At 49.3% G+C, this 21243-nt stretch carries 16 protein-coding genes and 1 pseudogene; 6 read left to right on the top strand and 11 right to left on the bottom strand.

From position 1 onward, the window contains the following. Positions 1 to 2 precede the first annotated feature (2 nt). Complete coding sequence (locus DFR60_RS08395) at positions 3 to 587, bottom strand: GNAT family N-acetyltransferase (protein WP_341457924.1); 585 nt, start codon at positions 585 to 587, stop codon at positions 3 to 5. Positions 588 to 720: 133 nt separating this feature from the next. Continuing rightward, a complete protein-coding gene (locus DFR60_RS08390) occupies positions 721 to 1464 on the bottom strand; it encodes a hypothetical protein (RefSeq protein WP_110322487.1) in 744 nt (247 codons plus the stop codon). A gap of 199 nt (positions 1465 to 1663) precedes the next feature. On the opposite strand from DFR60_RS08390, the gene DFR60_RS08385 reads away from it, so the two are divergent. Continuing rightward, positions 1664 to 2668 carry a Gfo/Idh/MocA family protein gene (locus tag DFR60_RS08385; RefSeq protein ID WP_110322486.1) on the top strand — a complete coding sequence of 335 codons (1005 nt, stop codon included), beginning with the start codon at positions 1664 to 1666 and terminating at the stop codon, positions 2666 to 2668. A gap of 17 nt (positions 2669 to 2685) precedes the next feature. Next, entirely contained in the window at positions 2686 to 3225 is a 540-nt protein-coding gene (locus DFR60_RS08380; protein ID WP_110322485.1) for a methylated-DNA--[protein]-cysteine S-methyltransferase, read from the top strand. Between the two features lie 57 nt (positions 3226 to 3282). Here DFR60_RS08380 and DFR60_RS08375 read toward each other — a convergent pair. From DFR60_RS08375 to DFR60_RS08335, 9 genes and pseudogenes are all read right to left on the bottom strand, one after another. Beyond that, positions 3283 to 3672 (bottom strand): annotated as a pseudogene (locus tag DFR60_RS08375) (MFS transporter); the annotation flags it as partial. Positions 3673 to 3810: 138 nt separating this feature from the next. Continuing rightward, positions 3811 to 4356: a DUF6144 family protein gene (locus DFR60_RS08370; protein ID WP_110322483.1), complete on the bottom strand. Its 546-nt coding sequence runs from the start codon at positions 4354 to 4356 to the stop codon at positions 3811 to 3813. 100 nt (positions 4357 to 4456) lie between these two features. Then, positions 4457 to 5290 (bottom strand): AraC family transcriptional regulator, encoded by an 834-nt coding sequence (locus tag DFR60_RS08365; protein ID WP_110322482.1) that lies wholly within the window; start codon positions 5288 to 5290, stop codon positions 4457 to 4459. A 111-nt stretch (positions 5291 to 5401) separates the two neighbouring features. Beyond that, positions 5402 to 6742: a uracil-xanthine permease family protein gene (locus tag DFR60_RS08360; RefSeq protein ID WP_110322481.1), complete on the bottom strand. Its 1341-nt coding sequence runs from the start codon at positions 6740 to 6742 to the stop codon at positions 5402 to 5404. 226 nt (positions 6743 to 6968) lie between these two features. Beyond that, positions 6969 to 7913 (bottom strand): carbamate kinase, encoded by a 945-nt coding sequence (gene arcC, locus DFR60_RS08355; protein WP_002602705.1) that lies wholly within the window; start codon positions 7911 to 7913, stop codon positions 6969 to 6971. 91 nt (positions 7914 to 8004) lie between these two features. After that, entirely contained in the window at positions 8005 to 9198 is a 1194-nt protein-coding gene (gene ygeW / locus DFR60_RS08350; protein WP_055659345.1) for a knotted carbamoyltransferase YgeW, read from the bottom strand. A gap of 192 nt (positions 9199 to 9390) precedes the next feature. Then, the gene (locus tag DFR60_RS08345) at positions 9391 to 10704 is read right to left on the bottom strand and encodes a YgeY family selenium metabolism-linked hydrolase (protein ID WP_055659343.1); all 1314 of its coding nucleotides are present in this window, start codon (positions 10702 to 10704) and stop codon (positions 9391 to 9393) included. A 47-nt stretch (positions 10705 to 10751) separates the two neighbouring features. Beyond that, on the bottom strand, positions 10752 to 11957 hold the full coding sequence (dpaL, locus tag DFR60_RS08340) for a diaminopropionate ammonia-lyase (protein ID WP_110322480.1): 1206 nt from the start codon (positions 11955 to 11957) through the stop codon (positions 10752 to 10754). Positions 11958 to 12014: 57 nt separating this feature from the next. Continuing rightward, positions 12015 to 12662: a helix-turn-helix transcriptional regulator gene (locus tag DFR60_RS08335; RefSeq protein ID WP_110322479.1), complete on the bottom strand. Its 648-nt coding sequence runs from the start codon at positions 12660 to 12662 to the stop codon at positions 12015 to 12017. Between the two features lie 333 nt (positions 12663 to 12995). Between DFR60_RS08335 and ssnA the strand changes: the two genes are divergently transcribed. From ssnA to DFR60_RS08315, 4 genes are all read left to right on the top strand, one after another. Continuing rightward, entirely contained in the window at positions 12996 to 14330 is a 1335-nt protein-coding gene (ssnA, locus tag DFR60_RS08330; RefSeq protein WP_055659339.1) for a putative aminohydrolase SsnA, read from the top strand. A 612-nt stretch (positions 14331 to 14942) separates the two neighbouring features. After that, entirely contained in the window at positions 14943 to 17933 is a 2991-nt protein-coding gene (ygfK, locus tag DFR60_RS08325; protein WP_110322478.1) for a putative selenate reductase subunit YgfK, read from the top strand. 17 nt (positions 17934 to 17950) lie between these two features. After that, positions 17951 to 20518, top strand: coding sequence for a selenium-dependent xanthine dehydrogenase (gene xdh / locus DFR60_RS08320; protein ID WP_110322477.1), 2568 nt, complete (start codon positions 17951 to 17953; stop codon positions 20516 to 20518). Positions 20519 to 20716: 198 nt separating this feature from the next. Then, complete coding sequence (locus DFR60_RS08315; RefSeq protein ID WP_110322476.1) at positions 20717 to 21226, top strand: pyridoxamine 5'-phosphate oxidase family protein; 510 nt, start codon at positions 20717 to 20719, stop codon at positions 21224 to 21226. The last annotated feature ends 17 nt before the right edge of the window (positions 21227 to 21243 follow it).

The raw sequence follows: 21243 nt of genomic DNA, 5'->3' as shown, positions 1-21243 counted from the left end.
GTTTATTTCAGGCCGTTTATGTTGTCCACGAATTCGCTGTTTCTGGCAGTCGGTTCTACCCAGGCCGGCCGAAAACCGCATTTGATTGCGTTGCGGACGGACTTTAAGTTGGACCATGCGGCACAATAAAAGGGAACTTTCCCCAAAGCGATGATTTCCAGCGCCAGTTTGCTGGTCAATGCGGCCGCGATCCCTTTTCGTCTGTAAGCGGGAAGAACGTCGATCCCGATCTGATACATGGTTTCACAGTCGGCAGAGCAGCCGGCGAGTCCGATTAGCCTGCCGTGATCATAGGCCCCCACGCCAAGAACATCGCGTTCTCTGTTCTCGCTGGATAGGGCGTTGCTCCATTCCTTTGTATACAGATCTGAAAAATCGCCTTTATGCAGGACTCTTGTCTCGAATTCACAGGGCAGTTCCTTCAACTGTGTCAGATCAGGCAGAAAGTATTCCGCCATAAAACATACCTTCAAATCGTAAGCGGCCAGAGCGTCGTTTAATGCGTTTATGTTGGGTGTCTCAAAACAATGCTCGACCGGATATTTTTCTATGTAGGTGCTGACAATGCCGGCCAGCCGTTCACTCACCTGAGCTACAATGTTATTGCCGTAGGATACCAGATCGCATTCCAGCGGCAGCTGCAGTCGAATGCGGATTGTTCCAATGCTATTTCCAGTATTTCCTTATTTGTCATAAATAATCTCCTCAAAGTGAAGCATATCAATCAAATGATAGTATTTTCTTTTCGCATTCATAATACCGGGAGTACCGGATCGCGGGTAAAATATCGTGGGAAATTCCCTCCTCATTCAGAAAACGGGCGGCTTCCATAATTTCCTTTAGCGACAGACTGCTGCTCAGTTTTTCACGATTTTCTATCTGCCTTTTCATCTCCAGAACCCCTATATGCAGCATCGAGCCCAGTTTTACGAGCACTGCCGCCGGTATGCGGTCTTCTCTGATCCAAAGGCAGTAGGGCTTCCTGTCCTGCTCACAGGGGCTGTAGAAGCTGGCTCCGACGACCCGATAGCCGCAGCTTTGGCATTCCAGCACCAGACTGTGGCCTTCCAGAGATGCCTTCGTGTTTTTTCCGTGGCACTGCGTGCATACCAGGCTGGATAAGTCCACATTTCGTATGCAGCAGGCGCAAAAATCGCTGTCCAACCCTCTGTAGTTCTGTGTCATATAGGCGTCAATGGCGTCTTTCTGTTCCTCCAGAAGATCGGGGATGGCGTGAAGCTTTAAAATGTCAATCAAGGCGTCATTTACCCAGTAGGAAGGCGGAATTATAGAAGCGTGCTCGAAGGAATGGCAGGCGCTGCACCAGATCCACAGGCCGCCCCGCCCGGGCCTGTCGCTTCTCAGATAGATATGGCTGTCCCTGTGCCCGCAGACTGGACAGACAGCGGGAAATTCACAGGTCTCCAGCAGTGATTCCATGGAAATATCCGAACTATGCCACATGATATCCCTCTCTTTTTCTTTCTATTAGACTTCATACAGCCGGAAGAAGCTCTCCTGCTGTAATCCTTTGAATCCATTGTACCATAGGCCAAAGATTCAGGAAAGACTTTGCCGTGCGGTTATTGTAATCCGTTCGCATTGCAATTGTCCCTCTCTTTCGCTATAATGGATGAATAGAAGTGGCAGGAGGAAGTGACGTATGATACGATGTGCAACCATAGGAACAAATTTTGTGGCGGACTGGTTTATGAAGGCGGTCCAGGCGTGTGACGGGATCACCTGCAGCCTGGTTTATTCCAGAAACAGGGAGACGGCGGAGACGTTTTGCGAGAAACACGGAGCGGGGCGGTGGTGTACGGATTTAATGGAGGTTGCGGAAGCAGAGGATGTAGACGCGGTCTATATCGCCAGCCCTAACAGCCTTCATTACGAACAGGCGGCGCTGATGCTGTCCCATGGAAAACATGTGCTCTGTGAGAAGACCATAACCTCGAATGAGGCGGAGCTAAAGGAACTGGTCCGGATCGCGGGAGAGAACCGCGCAGTCCTTATGGAAGCCATGCGTTCGGTCCATGAGGAAGGTTTTTTGCGGCTGAGAGAGGTGCTTCCGAGGGTGGGGACGATCCGGAGGATCAGTTTCCAGTACGCGAAGTATTCCTCGCGATACGATAAGTTTAAGGCAGGAATCATTGAAAATGCGTTCAACCCGGAGTTTTCCAATGGCGCTCTGATGGACATCGGAGTCTACTGCGTCCATCCGCTGGTACGGCTGTTTGGTATGCCGAAGAAGATTATCGCAGATTCCCTGCTTCTCTCCAACGGTGTGGAAGGAGCGGGTACCATCCTGGCCTCCTATGATGGCATGCAGGCGGAACTTCTCTACTCCAAAATCACCAATAACCGCCTTCCAAGTCAGATTCAGGGCGAAGACGGGACTCTGGTGATCGACAATATTACGAATATCTGCAGCGTGGTTTTCTATGACAGAGAAGGCAATGCGGAAACGGTTATTGATCTTCCTCCAGAGCACAGCCTGGATGGAGAAGTAAAGGACTGGCTCCGCATGATTGAGACCGGGGAAGGAGTTGGGGAAGACAACGAATGCTCCCTGATGGAACTGCGTGTGATGGATGAGGCGAGACGCCAGGCGGGAATCGTCTTCCCGGCTGATCTCCGCAAAATTACCGGGTGTGGATTAAATTAAAGCAAAGGGGGATATCTATGTATTATTCGACGACCTGTCCGTCACCGGTGGGAGTGATAACCCTGGCCTCCGACGGAGAGAAGCTGTCCGGTCTGTGGCTGGAGGGACAGAAGTATCATGGTGGCACAATTGCCGGCAGTATGATGGAAAAAGATGATGTGCCGGTGTTTAATGCCGCGAAGCAGTGGCTGAACCGGTATTTTTCAGGGGAGAAACCGTCGGCTTCGGAGCTGCCGCTTGCTCCCGTGGGAAGTGAATTCCGACAAAAGGTATGGGAGATTCTCTGCGAAATTCCGTATGGCAGCGTGATTACCTACGGTGATATCGCAAAACGTATGGCTGTGATGTTAAACAGGCCCACCATGTCGGGACAGGCAGTGGGCGGTGCGGTCGGGCACAATCCCATCTCGATTATCATCCCGTGCCACCGTGTCGTGGGCTCGAATGGAAGTCTGACGGGGTATGCGGGCGGAATTGATGCGAAGATAAAACTGCTGGAGCTGGAAGGCGCAGACATGTCTTCACTGTTTGTTCCGTCTAAGGGGAGCGCACTCTGAACTTGACAGAATCAGTAAAATAAGGGTTTTGCAGCATTATCTGCAAAACCCTTATTTTTATCCGCGTCTGTTTTCGCGGCTGTACTTTTTCTTCAGCACTTTACTCATTTTAACGGCATATCCGGCTGTTATGGGGTAGAAACAGGACAGAACCAGGATAGCCAGCAGAGTCAGTATGGGGATGGCTATTTTAATGGCAAGAATCATATGGATACTTTTGGCTGAAACAGAAACGTTGGCGGCATATCCTGTGAACGCCAGCAGGCCGCCGACGATCAGGGTGGAGAAGGAACCGCAGAATTTCCGTACAAAGGTGCTGGAAGCATTGATAAAACCGGCCTGCGCGCAGCCAAAATGGAGTTCGGTATAGTCAGTGCAGTCGGGAATCATTGCGAAGCAGCAGATATTTGAAAAGGTCAGTCCGGTTGTGGTGAAGAGACTCATGGCTGCGAAAACAGCCGTTTAATTGAAACAAATAATTGAAAACAGCGGTACGCCGGACGGAAACCAGCCAACTATTATACGGTAGGGCTTCCATTCGGCGTATCGTTATTTAGATATCACTAGAAAAGCGCACCTGCGATATTAAAAGACGGGGTCATGGAGAATGATTTTCATAAGGCATATGTTATCGCCCATTTTAATACTTTTCAGTAATTCCACGTCAGCCTTACAGGCAAACGCTCGTTCAAAAAGGATTTTGCTGTACCCTGTCGTACACTGGCACCATGTATTTGTTTCTAACCTATCCACTTCCGCAAGCATGGGACAGGGACAAAAATGAAATTGCAGAAACAGTTCGCCGTCTTTGCAGAAAAGTCCGGCGGCCTCTGCCTTCTCTGAAGCTGTAAATTCTTCTATATTTGCGGCGTCTGCCTTCAGCTCCTTAACAAGCGCGATTTTCTCGTCCATCCCATATCCGCATTGACAGTTCATTCTTATGTTCTTTACGGCTTCAGCTTCAAATCTGTTTTCCAGGCGGTTCATTGCAGATTTTACCCAATCACAATTATTTTCTGCTTTTGCCTCCCCGTTCTTACCATATACCACTTCGTTGGCGATATCCGCACTGCTTTCCGCTTTGATGGATTCGTAGATGACTTTCTCTTGTATTTTCCGAATATCAAACATTGTATCCTCCCTATTCCTGACAGGCTGATTAAGTATATTTGCTTAAGCTGTCTCTTATTATAGGGTAAAAGTCATACGGTTGACTTCTGAATTCTTGCTTTTATGAAATGGGAATGCATAGATCCATAACTACACTGTGAGTGTCACGATCAATATGGTAATATCGATTTAAACCATATCGCTGGACCATGTGAAAGCCGCTTTGAGGAAGCCATACTGTGAAAATCCCCTGCAGGGTCTCGAAAATATCCTGAATTTCCCCGTTGAAATGATAAACAATCCATTTGCCTCCTTTAATCCACATGGTATTGTCCAGGCCGCAGTCCGGATCTGCCGTGATACAAAGATCACAGATACACTGGGATGAGATTGTTACAGCCGGATCATTGAAAAAACGCTCCATCATAACAGTTTTTTCATTCATAAACGTTTTATTTTGGTCTAAAAATTGGTACCAGTTGTTTTCAATGTCCGCATAGTTTCCTATAAAACGGCGATAGATCACAAAACAGTCATGTAACTCTTGAAGTTCAATTTGTGCGTCATATTCTTCCGCAGTTTTGAACTGTACAACCCGTTCTGGGGAAAAAGGAACGGGCATACTGTGAACTGATGTGGACTGTTTAAATATTGTGGGGGAGGTATGATGGCGCTTTCTAAATACAGTGCTGTAATTGGATGAACTGTATCCGTAATCTAAGCCGATGTCCGTAATTGCTTTCTTTGGATTCAATTTCATATCGACAGCACTCTGGTCCACCTTACAGCGTTTGATAAATGCGTAAACGCTTTCACCGGTTTCTTCCTTGAATATCCGGCTGAAATGGTATTTTGACAGAAAGAAATGAGCTGCTATGGTATCAAGCGATAAATCCTCGTCTAAATGCTGTATGATATAGTCAATGCTTTGATTGATAATTTTTTTTCTATCCATAGGTCTCCGGTCTTTGTTTCAATTACCTGTATAATGCTGTAAATGCATGTTTCAGTGACGAAAACCCCCTGTGGCCATTTACTGGTCACAGGGGGGCTGATATCAATGATTTTATTTCTGGTTCGCTTTTTTACCTTCTCTTGGAAGGATAATATTCAGCAGGACCGCCACGATGGTAGCGACTACGACCGGTGAACGGCCGAAGATGGTGACTACCCAGCTGGGGAATGTGGAAAGTGCTGCGGTGGCCTGGGAGATCCCCATGCCGAGCGCTGCGGCAAGTCCTACGATAGAAGAGTTGCGGTAAGTCATCTCTTCTGACATAACGAGCTTCATACCGGTCATAGCGATAGAAGCAAAAACCGATACGGTTGCGCCGCCCAGAACACATTGGGGAATGGTGGTGAGCAGTGCGGAGAACTTCGGAATTAAACCGGCTGCAAGGAGAATGACAGCGGTAAGACCCAGGACACAGCGGTTGACAACCTTTGTCGTCGTAACGATACCGACGTTCTGGCTGTAGGTTGCGGTGGGGAGGCCGCCGAGCAGGGCGCCGAGAATATTGGTGACGCCGTAGCCCATGATACCGCCCTGAAGTTCCTTATCGGTTGGTTCACGGTCGATAGAACCGCTGGTAGTTGCCGTAAAGTCGCCGATCGCCTGTATGGAGTTGATGGCGAACAGGATTGCAATGGCAATACAGGAAGACGGTTCAAACATGATTCCAAAATGAAGAGGCTGGGGAACCTGGAAGGCTGCCGCGGAACCGATGCTGGCGAAATCGACCATGCCAAAGAAGAGTGAGACAACATAGCCGACGATGATGCCGATCAGGATCGAAGCGAGCTTAAAGATTCCTTTGCCGAAATGGTTCAGTACAGTAACCACGGCAAGTGTTAAAAATGCTATCGCCCAGTTCTGCCAGGAACCGTATGTAGGGCTGGAGGTACCTCCGGCCATGTAATTGATTGCCGTCGGATATAAGGATAAGCCGATGGTGAAGACGACGGTACCCGTAATAAGCGGCGGGAAAAACTTACGGATCTGCATGACAAAAGCACCCACAATGAAGGCGACAACGCCGCCGACGATCTGAGCGCCTAAAATAGCAGGAACGCCGTAGTCCGCTGCGATCGACTGCATGCTGGGCACGTAAGCGAAGCTGATGCCCATGATAACCGGCAGAGCGGCTCCGAGATGGATCCCGTTCTTTTTACCGATGGGGAAAAGCTGCAGTAATGTGGAAAGTGCGGATACGACAAGAGCAGCCTGGATTAAGATAACCCGGTCTGCGGTGGAAAGGTTTGCAACGTTGGATACGATAATGGCTGGAGTAACGCAGCCAACGATCATGGCTACCACGTGCTGAAGTGCTAACGGCAGTGCCTGGGAGAATTTTGGGATGCCGTCCAACTGAAATATAGAAGCGTATTCTTTACTTGACTGTTTCATAGAGAGAGTTCCTCCTTAGGTTATTGGAAGTACTCCGGGAAACCGGATTAAGGTTCCCCGGCTAAAATTGTAACAGTTCAGGCGGCTTATCTTCTTGACCGAAAAAGCCGGTCAAAAAGCATCGGATATTCATCCGATGTGAAAATTGGTGCATAAAGCCGCTTACAAGCAAGCTTGACGCTGCTTCCAGCACCGATTTTCCCGCCGTCTGAACTGTTATTAACAATTACTGATGAATGCGAGTACCGGTTTTCCCCAGGATTCCCTCTTTTGCTTTTTCAAGCAGAGTGATGAGTGCGTTGCGCCCATCTTTGGAATCTGCGAATTTCACAGCAGCCTGCACTTTCGGAAGCATGGAGCCCGGCGCAAAATGGCCTTCGTCCATATACTTTCTGGCATCGTCTGTTGTGATATCGTCCAACCATTTCTCTTCCGGTTTTCCGAAGTTGATAGCGACCTTTTCTACTGCGGTTAAGATGATTAAGAAATCAGCGTTCAGTTCTTCCGCCAGCAGTTCACTTGCAAAGTCTTTGTCAATTACGGCGCTTGCGCCTTTTAAATGGTTTCCGATTAAAGTAACCGGGATACCGCCTCCGCCGCAGGCGATGACCAGCTGTCCGGAGTCCACGAGGGAGCGGATCGCACCGATCTCAATGATTTCGGCGGGCTTTGGAGATGCAACGACACGGCGGTAGCCGCGGCCTGCGTCTTCCTTCATGATATATCCGTACTTTTCTTCCGCAATCTTAGCCTGTTCCTCTGTCATGAAATGGCCGATCGGTTTGGAAGGTGCGTTAAATGCAGGATCTTCCGCATCGACTCGGATCTGTGTGATCATGGTAGTGACCGGAATATCCGTGATGTTTCTGTTTAACAGCTCTTCTCTCAGTGCGTTTTGCAGGTCATAGCCGATGTAAGCCTGGCTCATGGCAACACAGACGGAGAGAGGAGTATTAGGCTGAGACGGATCTTCACGGCTCAGCGCGCTCATAGCGTTGTTGATCATGCCGACCTGAGGTCCGTTGCCGTGTGCAACGACGACCTCGCAGCCTTCCTCGATCAGGTCTACGATCGCTTTCGCAGTGATTTTAACTGCCGTCATCTGTTCTGGCAGTGTGTTGCCTAAGGCGTTGCCGCCCAGGGCAATGACAATTCTTTTCTTCTTATCCATTGAATAAACCCTCCACCGGTTTTATAAAAAATCCAAAAAAGGACGCACCTGCTACTCGCTGGCAGCGGGTGCGCCCGGATTCATATTCTTCTTATTTGAATACGCGTGGCGTGTTTCTTTCTTCCAGCTTCTTTAAGATTTCCTGTGGATTCTCAAATTTGGCAAGGAAGATCATAGCGGCGATTACGTATGGCTTGAAGCTTGCTTCTTTATATAACGGATCGCGGTAACGATCGAATACGGAAGCTTCTACTTCACCATCTACACAGCTTACGTCGTTGATATCTGCCGGTAAGCAGTGTAAGTACAGGGCCTTGCCATCCTTTGTGGTCTTCATAAGCTCTTCGGTACAGCACCAGTCTTTGTGGTCTGCGTTCTGAGCCAGTAATTCTTTCTCCAGAGCCTTGATGCCCTCTGTATCGCCTTCGCCGTAAAGGTTCGTTCTCTTTTCCATTGCTGCGAATGGAGCCCAGCTCTTCGGGTAAACGATGTCAGCGTCTTTAAATGCGTCAGCCATGTCGTGAGATACACGGAAGGAACCGCCGGACTTCTCAGCGTTCTTTCTGGCAACTTCTTCAACCTCAGGCATTACTTCGTAGCCTTCCGGATGAGCCAGGACAACTTCCATACCCATACGTGTCATCAGGCCGATTACACCCTGAGGAACGGATAATGGCTTTCCGTAGGAAGGAGAGTAAGCCCATGTCATAGCCAGTTTTTTGCCCTTTAAGTTCTCGAGGCCGCCGAACTCATGGATAATATGTAACATATCAGCCATACACTGTGTCGGATGGTCGATATCGCACTGTAAGTTTACTAAGGTTGGCTTCTGCTCTAAGATTCCGTCCTTGTGGCCCTGTGTTACAGAGTCAACAACTTCGTGCATATAAGCGTTGCCCTTGCCGATGTACATGTCATCACGGATACCGATCACATCAGCCATGAAGGAGATCATGTTGGCTGTTTCACGAACGGTCTCGCCGTGAGCAACCTGAGACTTGCCCTCGTCTAAGTCCTGAACTTCCAGGCCGAGTAAGTTACATGCGGAAGCGAAGGAGAAACGGGTACGTGTGGAGTTGTCACGGAATAAGGAGATTCCGAGGCCGCTCTCGAATACCTTTGTGGAAATGTTGTTTTCTCTCATGAAACGGAGAGCGTCAGCTACGGTCCAGACAGCTTCCAGTTCTTCGTCTGTCTTTTCCCATGTTAAGAAGAAATCATTGTTGTACATTTCCTTGAAATTTAAAGCGTTTAATTTGTCGATGTAATCCTGTAAGGTTTTCATATTGGTATAAAGCCTCCTGAAATAAATGTAATGTTATTTGGTATCTATCCTGCATGCTGTCCGGCCTGTCATAGATTTGGGGAAGGAATGAGGGCCATCGGCAAGAGTGATTATTTTGGGGTGGCTGCAGGCTTTAAGGAGACCTGCAGCCGGCATATATGGTTACAAAATGGCAACTGATTGGCTAAATAATTATTTCTCGCAGTAGATAGAAGGAAGTGCTGCGTAAACGGCTGCACATGTTACTAAATCCTGCTTCCATGTCTTCTCGTTCGGAGCGTGAGCCTGAGCTTCTGCGCCTGGTCCGAAGCCGATGCACGGAATTCCGTTGCGTCCCATGATGGAAACGCCGTTGGTGGAGAATGTCCATTTGTCTGTCAACGGACGGGCGGTTCTCATGGCAAGTGTTTCTTCTGCGCCGATACGGGCATCGCCGTATAAGTTCTTGTAAGCTTCTTCCAGAGATGCGGTTACTTTGTGATCCTCCGGAATAACCCAGGTCGGGAAGTAGCACTCGATCGGATAAGTAAGTCCTTTATAGGAAGGACGGGAATATTCATACATGGATACGGTTACGTCTCCGCCGTACTTCTTTACGCTCGGTAAGTTGCGGATTTCTTCTAAGCAGCTTTCCCAGGTCTCACCGGCTGTCATACGACGGTCTAAGGATACCGCGCAGGAGTCAGCAACCGCACAGCGGCTTGGTGATGTGAAGAAGATCTCAGAAACAGTGACAGTGCCGCGGCCTAAGAAGTTTGCTTCTTTCCATTCTGCGTTGTAGCTCTCGTCTAACATCTTAACGAGACCTTTTACTTCTTTGTCATCGGCTGCGTCGTTTTCGTTTAAGGCGCGTACATCCTGAAGGATATCGGCCATCTTGTAGATCGCGTTGTCACCGCGCTCCGGAGCGGAACCGTGGCAGGAAACACCCTTTACGTCTACACGGATTTCCATACGTCCTCTCTGGCCGCGGTAGATTCCGCCGTCAGTAGGCTCTGTAGATACAACGAATTCCGGACGAACCTTGTCTTCGTTGATGATGTACTGCCAGCAGAGACCGTCACAGTCTTCTTCCTGAACAGTACCGGTTACCAGAACGGTGTACTTGTCGCTTAAAAGTCCTAAATCCTTCATGATTCTGGCTCCGTAAACGGCTGATACGATACCGCCGCACTGATCGGAAACGCCGCGGCCGCCGATTTCGGTGTCATTCTCGTAGCCTTCGTATGGATCGAAGTTCCAGTTGTTCTTATTGCCGATACCAACGGTATCGATATGAGCGTCGAAACCGATTAAGGTTGCGCCGGTTCCCATGTAACCAAGAACGTTGCCCATATCATCGATAACAACCTTATCAAATTCAAGCTTTCTCATCTCTTCTGCGATGCGGTCGATATGAGCTTTCTCGTCACAGCTTTCGCCTGGGAATTTTACGATGTCTCTTAAAAATCTGGTCATATCAGCTTCGTAATTTTTTGCTGCCTCTTTGATTTTTGCGTAATCCATGATTTTAATACCCTCCGTTTTTTTATTTTATAATGAAGTTCAATTGCCTAACGTTCTTTTCCTTCCCAAACGATCGCTTTGTAGCGTTCCGGGTCGGTGTCGCCCTCCGTAGAGAAGAGGAGAACTTTTGAATCCTGATTCAGTCCTAAATGCTCTCTTAAATCCTTGTACTCATCCATGGTCATGATGCAGGCCAGAATACCGAATGGAGCTGCACCGGACTCACCGGACGTTACCTGTACGTCTCCCTTAATCGGAGCCGCCAGCATTCTCATGCCTTTTGCTGCTGCCCAGTCAGGAGCGGAGACGAAGGTGTCAACGTGGTTCTTTAAGATATCCCAGGAGATGGTGTTCGGCTCGCCGCAGGCTAAACCGGCCATGATGGTCTGCATATCACCGTCCACGATCTGAAGACGTCCGTCGCCGGCTTTCGCACCCTTGTAGAGGCAGGCTGCAACATCAGCTTCCACAACGACAACCTTAGGCGGGTTTTCCGGATAACGGTTTGCGAAGTAGCCCTGTACAGCTCCTGCAAGAGAACCAACGCCTGCCTGAATGAATACGTGAGTCGGTCTGTCGCATCCGTATTCCTCTAACTGCTCGCCGGCTTCCATCGCCATGGTTCCGTATCCCTGCATGATCCATGCCGGAATCTCTTCGTAGCCGTCCCATGCGGTATCCTGTACGACAACGCCGTGTTCTGTCTTAGAAGCGGCATCGGCTGCCATGCGGACGCATTCGTCGTAGTTGACTTCCTCGATGGTAACGTCAGCGCCTTCCGCCTTGATGTTATTGAAACGGGTGATGGTGGAGCCCTTCGGCATGAAGACAACAGACCTTTGTCCTAACCGGTTGGCCGCCCATGCAACGCCTCGTCCATGGTTTCCGTCTGTGGCTGTAAAGAAGGTAGCCTGGCCGAATTCCTCGCGGAGTGCTTCGGAAGTCAGAACACTGTATGGAAGATCGGAGACGTCTTTACCTGTCTGCTGTGCTATGTACTTCGCAATCGCGAAGGAACCGCCCAAAACCTTGAAAGCGTTTAAACCGAAGCGGTAGGATTCGTCCTTTACATAAACCTGGCCCAGACCTAAGTATTCAGCCATATGGTCGAGCTTCGCAAGCGGTGTCTTGCTGTACTGCGGGAAGCTCTCATGGAATTTCCTTGCCTTTCCGATTTCGTCCAGCGCCATGATCTGTAAATTCTTGTCGTCTGTCTTCGGCATGGTGTTAACCACCCATTCGATTGGATTCATGATGTTTGATTCTCCTTCTTATTTAAAATGATTTAAAATGGAAATGTAATTGAAAACTTATTTGCTTTCTTTTCCGGCATCCATGTAGCTGTAAAGCGTGAACTTGGATATTCCGAAAAAGTTGGAAACTTTGTCGCCGGATTTTGTAATCAGGAATGCCCCGGCATCGTTTAAATACTGAATCGCTGTGATCTTGTCATCCTTGCTCATCAGCGCCACCGGTTTTCCGACCAGCTGTACGGACTGTTCGATGAGCGTATCTAAAAGGTCGTTGACGTTGTGCGTGATCTTTCTTGGCTGCCGGTCTTCTCCGGACATCTCCGCGGTGGAGATGAGAGAGCGGATCGAGTTGTCAACAGTGAGCAATCCTGTGATGTCATAATTTAAGGAAAAGATATAATCGATGGTACCGTCCTTTCCTCTTATATACATGGTACTGGATTTCAAAATCCTTCCGTCATCTGTCTTCGTTAAATAAGACAGCCGGTCTTTTAAGCATTCAGGATTCCGGTTCAGCGTTTCAAGAACGATTTCCGAAGGTCCGTCTCCCAGTTTTCGGTTGCTTACGTGACCGTTTTCGATATAGACGATGGAACTCTCTATATCCTGCTTTTTTAAGTCGTGGATGACCACCTCACAGGCGTTTCCAAAATGGGATGCCACACCGTGTGCAATCTGTGTCAGTTGTTCGAGCTTTGAATCCATCTTGTAACCCCCCTTACTTGAAAAATGAATTTCTTATACACCCATCATAACATAAAAAAATGAAAAATCAATACTTTTTCTAAAAATTTTTTAGGCAAACTAATTTTTTTTGTATTTTCATCTTGCATTTCTTACTTTTAGATGATACACTGTACCTATAAAGATATTTATGGTACAAACTGCATAAAAATGATGAGAAGGGAAAAGTTCTCAAGGACAATATGCAAGAACAACGCACGGGAGGCGGGGAAGGTCCCATGTGCACACTGTATACTCAAAATTTTTAAGATTTTGACGAGAAATTAGGAAAAAGAGAGAAAAGGAGATGGAGACATGCTGATTATCGGTAATGGAAGAATGATCACAAGAAACCCGGAGGCTCCGTTTTTGGAAGATGGAGCAGTGGCGATGGATGGATCCACTATTATGAAAGTAGGAACGACAAAAGAGATAAAAGAGGCATATCCCGATGCAGAATATATCGACGCCAAAGGCGGCGTCATCATGCCGGCGTTTATCAACGCGCATGAGCACATCTACAGCGCATTTGCAAGAGGCTTAAGCATCAATGGCTACGATCCCCACGGTTTCCTGGAGATCCTGGACGGAATGTGGTGGACGATCGACCGCAACTTAACACTGGAGGAGACAAGGCTTTCCGCCATGGCAACCTATATCGATTCCATTAAAAATGGTATTACCACTACCTTCGATCACCATGCAAGCTTCGGCCACATACGCGATTCCCTGTTTAAAATAGAAGAAGCGGCAAAAGAAACCGGTGTTCGCTCCTGCTTATGTTATGAGATTTCCGATCGTGACGGCATGGATAAGGCCAGGGAAGCGGTAATGGAGAACGCGGCCTTTATCAAACACGCGCTGGCGGACGACAGTGATATGATCGCCGGAATGATGGGCATGCATGCCCAGTTCACAATCTCTGACGAGACCATGGAACTGGCCGCGGCCAACAAGCCGGCGGAAGTCGGCTACCACATTCATGTGGCCGAAGGCATCGAAGATCTTCATGACTGCTTAAAGAAATACGGCAAGCGCATCGTAGACCGTCTGATGGACTGCAATATCCTAGGCCCGAAGACACTGCTTGGCCACTGTATATACGTAAATCCTCACGAGATGGAATTAATTAAGGAAACAGATACCATGGTTGTACATAATCCGGAGTCCAACATGGGCAACGCCTGCGGATGTCCTCCAACCATGGAGATCGTTCACAGAGGAATCTTAACCGGTCTCGGCACCGACGGATACACACACGACATGACGGAATCCTACAAGGTTGCCAATGTACTTCACAAACACCATCTCTGCGATCCGAACGCCGCCTGGGGCGAGGTTCCGCAGATGCTGTTCGAAGGAAATGCAAAAATCGCCAACCGTTACTTTAAGAAGCCTCTCGGCGTATTAAAAGAAGGCGCAGCCGCCGATGTCATCGTTACCGATTATATCCCGCTGACCCCGATGAACGCAGGCAACGTAAACAGCCATATTCTTTTCGGCATGACCGGCAGAAGCGTGACAACGACAGTCGGAAACGGAAAAGTCCTGATGAAAGACAGAATTCTTACGAATATTGATGAAGAGAAAGTCATGGCTGACTGCAGGCAGGCAGCGAAGGAACTGGCGGACCGCATCAATAGTAGATAGAGGGAAATTTTGAAGAGGGAGTTAGGAATGGGCTGGCGGTTACGTCCTTTCTGCGGGAGACGAAATTTTATATAAATCTAAAGCATGATTTAATAAAATTTGTTCCCGCAGAAAGGACTGTGTACGGGCAGGCTGGAGACTCTCCTCGCAAAAGTTGCTGGTGGAATAGAGGGGCTGGCCGATGGGATTGGCGGAATGAATGCAGAAAATGCAGGTAGAAGATTCCAGAGAGAAAGTCTTTTGTTTGATGTAAAATGAAGGCAGCAATTGTAATGTGAAAGAGTTTTTATGATACAGAGTTTTGAAGTAATGAAATATGGTAATAAAGCAACAGGAAAGAAATATAAATAAGCAGCAAAGATAAAAAGCAGCAAGGATAAATAAGCAGCAATCACAATACCAATAAAGCAGAAAGAAAATATTAGAAAATTCACAGCGAGGTGTTTTCTTTTTTCAGCGGCAGCCAGGGAAGCAGCGGGTTTTGGAGGGAAACAAATTTTATTAAATCATGGTTTAGATTTATATAAAATTTCGTCTTCCCTCCAAAATCCGCGGACCCGGCAGCCAACAAATTCAAAAAAAGATAAACACCCGCGAATCAGGAGGTTAATGATGGGAGACAGAATGACACCAATGCCATTTCCGCAGTTAGTGGAGTGGGTAATAAAGGAACATGACGATAAGGGGACTGTGTTTGGGGTTTACAGACCTTATCAGGCGAAGGCGGAGAATGACAGGAAAATCTTTGGAAGGACTCTGGAGACACCGGTTGGTCCGGCGGCGGGCCCTCATACCCAGCTGACCCAGAATATTGCAGCGGCTTACTATGCGGGAAGCCGGTTCTTTGAGCTTAAGACGGTTCAGATCATCGACGGCGAGGATCTTCCGGTGAGTAAGCCCTGTATCAAAGCTGATGATGAGTGCTATAACTGTGAGTGGTCAACAGAGCTTTACGTTCCGCAGGCACAGGAGGAGTACATAAAGGCATGGTTTTTACTGAGCGTTATGGCGAAAGAGTATGGACTCGGCGCCATGGACGGATTCCAGTTCAATATGAGCGTGGGATACGATCTGGAGGGAATCAAGTCTCCGAAGATTGATTTGTTTATCGAGTCCATGAAGGACGCAAAAGATACGGATACCTATAAGAACTGCAGGGAGTATCTGCTGGAGAACGTTTCCATGTTTAAGAATTTGACGAAGGAGGATATCGAAGGGATTTCTTCTAATATCTGTAATTCCGTCACACTCTCCACGCTGCATGGATGCCCGCCCCAGGAGATCGAGCGGATCGCTACGTATTTGATCGAGGTGAAGGGACTTCATACCTTTATCAAGTGCAATCCGACACTTCTGGGATATGAATTTGCAAGAAAGACCATGGATGAGATGGGATACGATTACGTCGCTTTCGGCGATTTCCATTTCCTCGATGATTTACAGTATAAAGACGCGATTCCGATGCTTCAGAGGCTTAAAAAGCTGGCCGGAGAGAAGAATCTGGAGTTTGGCGTGAAGATCACCAATACGTTCCCGGTTGATGTGAAGCAGAATGAACTTCCAAGCGAAGAGATGTACATGTCAGGAAAATCGTTGTATCCGCTGTCTATTTCACTGGCTGCGAAGCTGGCGAAGGAATTTGACGGACAGTTAAGAATCTCTTACTCGGGCGGTGCTGATTACCATAATATCAAGAGCATTGTAGATGCGGGAATCTGGCCGGTAACGGTGGCTACCACCCTGTTAAAGCCGGGCGGATATCAGAGACTGGATCAGATGGCGAGTGAACTGGAATGTGGAAGCGTGGAGTTTGCCGGAGTGGATGCAGAGAAGGCCGCGAAGCTGGCGGAAACTGCGATTACAGACGAACACCATGTAAAGGCAGTAAAGCCGCTTCCATCCAGAAAGATGAACAAACCGGTTCCGCTTACAGACTGCTATGTGGCGCCGTGTAAGGAAGGATGTCCGATCCACCAGGATGTGACCACGTATTTACAGCTTTCCGGAGCAGGCAAGTATGAGGAAGCCATGAAGGTGATCGCAGAGAAAAATCCGCTTCCATTTATTACGGGTACCATCTGTGCTCATAACTGTATGAGCAAATGTAACCGTAACTTCTATGAGGATCCGGTCAACATCCGCGGTGTCAAGCTGGTGTGTGCGGAAGGCGGCTACGACGCTCTGATGAAGGAAATCAAGGCTGGGGAGTTAAAAGGAAAGAAGACTGCTGTTGTCGGCGGCGGCCCGGCTGGTCTGGCGGCTGCGTATTTCCTGACAAAGAACGGCTGTCCGGCGACGATCTATGAGGCGGGCGACAGCCTTGGCGGCGTAGTAAAGCATGTGATTCCGGGATTCCGTATTTCTGATGAAGCGATTGCAAAGGATGTGGCTCTGGCTACGGCTTACGGCGCAGAGGTGAAGCTGAACACGAGAGTGGAGAGTCTGGAAGACTTAAAGAAGGCGGGATATGACTGTATCATTCTGGCGACTGGCGCTTCAAAGCCGGGAGTTTTAAAACTGGAAGCAGGAGAGGCTATGAACGCACTCGATTTCCTGGCACAGTTTAAGGCCACTGACGGAAATGTAAATATCGGCAAAAATGTCGTTGTCATCGGCGGTGGAAATACCGCGATGGATACGGCCAGAGCCGTAAAGAAAACAAAAGGGGTGGAACACTCCTATCTGGTATACAGAAGAACGAAACGCTTCATGCCGGCCGACGAGGAAGAACTCGTAATGGCGGTGGAAGACGGCGTGGAGTTCAAAGAACTCTTATCTCCTGTGAAGCTGGAAAATGGAAAGCTGATCTGCAGTGTGATGAAGCTGTCTGATTACGATGCTTCCGGCAGAAGAGGCGTGTCCGAGACAGGTGAGACGGTGGAAATCCCGGCGGATACCGTGATTGCAGCTGTCGGCGAGCAGGTTCCGACTGATTTCTTAAAGGCTAACGGAATCAATGTGAACGACAGAGGAAGAGCTATGGTAAACGAGGAGACACTGGAGACCAGCGTATCCGGCGTTTATGCAATCGGTGACGGTTTATACGGACCAAAGACAGTTGTAGAAGCTATGCGTGACGCCAGAATGGCTGCGGAGGCAATCCTCGGTGCAAAGGCGGCAAGAGACTTTGATGATACGGTGGAGGATCTTGGAAAACTCTACGACAGACGTGGAGTGCTGGCTGAAACAAAGGAATTTAAGGAAGACAGCACACGCTGCCTTGGCTGCTCCAATATCTGCGAGAACTGTGCAGAGGTATGTCCGAACCGTGCCAACATCGCGATCCATGTACCTGGAATGGCGAAACACCAGATTATCCATGTGGATTATATGTGTAATGAGTGCGGTAACTGTAAGAGCTTCTGTCCATACGACAGCGCTCCGTACTTAGATAAATTTACCCTGTTTGCCAATGAAGAGGACATGGAAAACAGTAAGAATCAGGGCTTTGTTGTCCTCGATCAGGCTGCGGTTTCCTGTAAGGTGCGTTATCTTGGAAACATGTATACCTGGAATGCCGCGGACAGCGACAGCGTAATTCCGGAAGGCTTGCGCAAAGTAATGGAAACTGTCTGCAAAGATTATGATTACCTATTAGCATAGGGAAAGCAGGTGAACTTATGTATACCTTACTGGTGAATGGAACGAGCGTTACCGTGGAAGAGGACTTAAAGCTGATCGATGTGCTGAGAAATAACCTGGGACTCAAATCTGTCAAGGACGGCTGCAGCGAAGGCGCCTGCGGAACGTGTACGGTTTTGATTGATGGAAAGGCCACAAAGGCCTGTGTCCAGAAGGTTTCAAAGATGGAAGGAAAATCCATCGTAACAGTAGAAGGACTCAGTGACAGAGAAAAAGAAGTATTTGTCTATGCCTTTGGAGAAGCGGGAGCCGTGCAGTGCGGCTTCTGCATCCCCGGCATGGTTATGTGCGCAAAGGGACTGATCGACCAGAATCCGGATCCGACCCGCGATGAGGCGGCCTTCGCAATCCGCGGCAATATCTGCCGCTGCACAGGATATAAGAAGATCATCGACGCGATTCTGCTGGCGGCAAAGCTGTTCCGTGAGGACGCGAAGAATTTAAAAGCCCCGGTGGTAGATCATATCGGACAGCGTGCGCATCGTGTGGATGTACCGGAAAAGGTGCTCGGTTACGGGGAGTACGTGGATGATATGGAAGTGGAGGGTATGATCTACGGAAGCGCCATCCGCACACCGTATCCGAGGGCAAGGGTCCTGTCCATCGATAAATCCGAAGCGCTTGCGCTGCCGGGAGTCCGTGCGGTCCTAACCGCCGATGACGTTCCCGGAGGCAATAAAGTAGGTCATTTAAAGAAGGACTGGGACACCATGATCCCGGTGGGCGAGATCACCCGTTACGTGGGAGATGCGGTCTGCCTGGTGGCGGCCGATACGCCGGAGATTCTGGAAGAAGCCAAAAAGCTGGTGAAAATAGAATATGAGGAGCTGCCGGGGGTATTCAGCCCGCAGGAAGCTTTAAAACCGGATGCGCCGCTGGTTCATGAGACAGGCAACGTGCTGGCTCACGAGCACCTGGTGCGGGGCGACGCGAAGAAGGCCATTGAGAACTCCAAATATGTGGTGAGAAAGGAATACCGCACTCCATTTACAGAGCATGCGTTCCTGGAGCCGGAATGCTCCGTCGCTATCGTAGACAGGGAGAAGGAAGAGGCTCTGATCTATTCGTCCGACCAGGGAACGTATGATACGCAGCGCGAATGCGCCGGAATGCTGGGCTGGGAGCTTTCCAGGGTTCATGTTATCAACAAACTGGTAGGCGGCGGCTTCGGCGGCAAAGAAGATATGGCGGTACAGCATCATGCGGCCCTTCTCGCTTACCATACGGGTAAGCCGGTCAAGGTGAGGCTGACGAGAAAAGAAAGCATTATGATTCATCCGAAACGCCATCCGGCGTGGATGGAATTCACCACAGCCTGTGATGAGAACGGATACTTAACCGGCATGGCGGCAAAGGTGATCACGGATACCGGCGCGTACGCTTCCCTGGGAGGACCGGTGCTTCAGAGGCTCTGTACCCATGCGGCAGGCCCCTATAACTATCAGAACATCGACATCGACGGCACCGCCGTCTATACGAATAATCCCCCTGCAGGTGCGTTCCGCGGGTTCGGCGTAACCCAGAGCTGCTTTGCTACGGAGTGCAACTTAAACCTCCTGGCAGAGATGGTGGGGATTACCCCGTGGGAAATCCGCTACCGCAACGCCATACGGCCGGGTCAGGAACTTCCCAACGGCCAGATCGCCTCTCCGGGCACAGCCCTTGCAGAGACGCTGGAGGCGGTGAAAGAAATCTACGACAGCCACCCGTATGTGGGAATCGGCTGCGCCATGAAGAATGCCGGCGTCGGCGTTGGTATCCCGGACTGGGGCCGCTGCCGTATGACCATCGAGGATGGAAAGGTTCATGTCCGCTCCGGTGCATCGTGTATCGGTCAGGGACTGGGAACCGTGCTGGAGCAGGTGGTCTGTGAGGCGCTGGGCGTCACGGGAGACCGTGTGGTCTATGTGGCAGCTGAGACGAACCTGGCGCCCGATTCCGGTACGACCTCCGGTTCCCGCCAGACCCTGGTGACAGGCGAGGCGGCCAGAAGAGCCTGTATGGATATTCTGGAAGATTTAAAGGGCGGAAAGACCCTGGAGGATTTAAATGGAAAAGAGTATTACGGCGAATACTTAGCCGCTACTGATCCCATGGGATGCGGCAAGAAGAATCCGGTATCCCACGTGGCCTACGGCTACGCGACCCAGGTGGTGTGCCTGAATGAAGACGGCACCATTGAAAAAGTGGTTGCGGCCCACGACGTTGGAAAAGCCATTAATCCGCTGTCCGTAGAAGGGCAGATCGAGGGCGGCGTAGTGATGTCCCTGGGATACGCTCTGACAGAGGATTTCCCACTGGATCACGGAAAACCTCTGGCTAAATTCGGCACGCTCGGCTTATTCCGCGCGGATAAGACTCCGCCGGTTGAGAGCATCATTGTAGAGGAAAATAAGGATCCGCTGGCTTACGGAGCAGTGGGAATCGGAGAAATTACCTCCATCCCAACGGCACCGGCAGTCCAGGGCGCCTACTACAAACTCGACGGAAAATTCCGTACGTCACTGCCTCTGGAAGACACAGCATACAGAAAGAGTAAAAAGTAAAAAGCAAAAACCTTGATAAGGGCGCAGAGGGCCGAGCAGTATGGTCCTGCGCCCTTAAAGTAAAAATACGTTTCTCCGCCTGAAACGGTTGTATGCAAAAGAAAAATAAGGTATACTGAAAATAAGTTATTTTAGTGAATATTCACAGAAACTTATGTGTGTTGTGCTTATGCATACGAGCGGAGAATGGAGGCCGTCATGTTCAGAGAATTGAGAAGAAAAAATCAGCAGTTATCGGAAACGGAAGCCAGGAGTATTTTGAAGAACGGAACCCATGGAGTGCTGTCTGTCCAGGGGGACGACGGTTATCCGTACGGTGTTCCGATGAACTATGTGTACGGAGACGACGCAATCTATTTCCACTGTGCAAAGGAAGGCCATAAGTTGGAGGGGGTTCGGCGCTCCGATAAGGTTTCCTTCTGTGTCGTGGGAGAAGATGAGGTGATACCGGAAGCATTTTCGACCGCTTATACCAGCGTGATCGCGTTTGGCAGAGCCGAGATTGTGGCGGATGAGAAAGAGAAGCGGGAGGCTTTAAGGCTTCTGGCGGAACGATTTTCCCCGGAGTTCGGGGAAGAGGGAGAGGCAGCGATCCGCAGCAGCTGGAATGATGTCTGTATCGTTAGGCTGAATATCGAACATGCGGTGGGAAAAGCTGGCAGGGAGCAGATTAAGCGGGAGGAAGCCCGATACGCTTCTTTCCTGTAGCAGACAGCAGAAAGGAA

The organism is Hungatella effluvii (assembly GCF_003201875.1).
Lineage (GTDB): Bacteria > Bacillota > Clostridia > Lachnospirales > Lachnospiraceae > Hungatella > Hungatella effluvii.
This window is presented reverse-complemented; position numbering and strand designations above follow the sequence as displayed.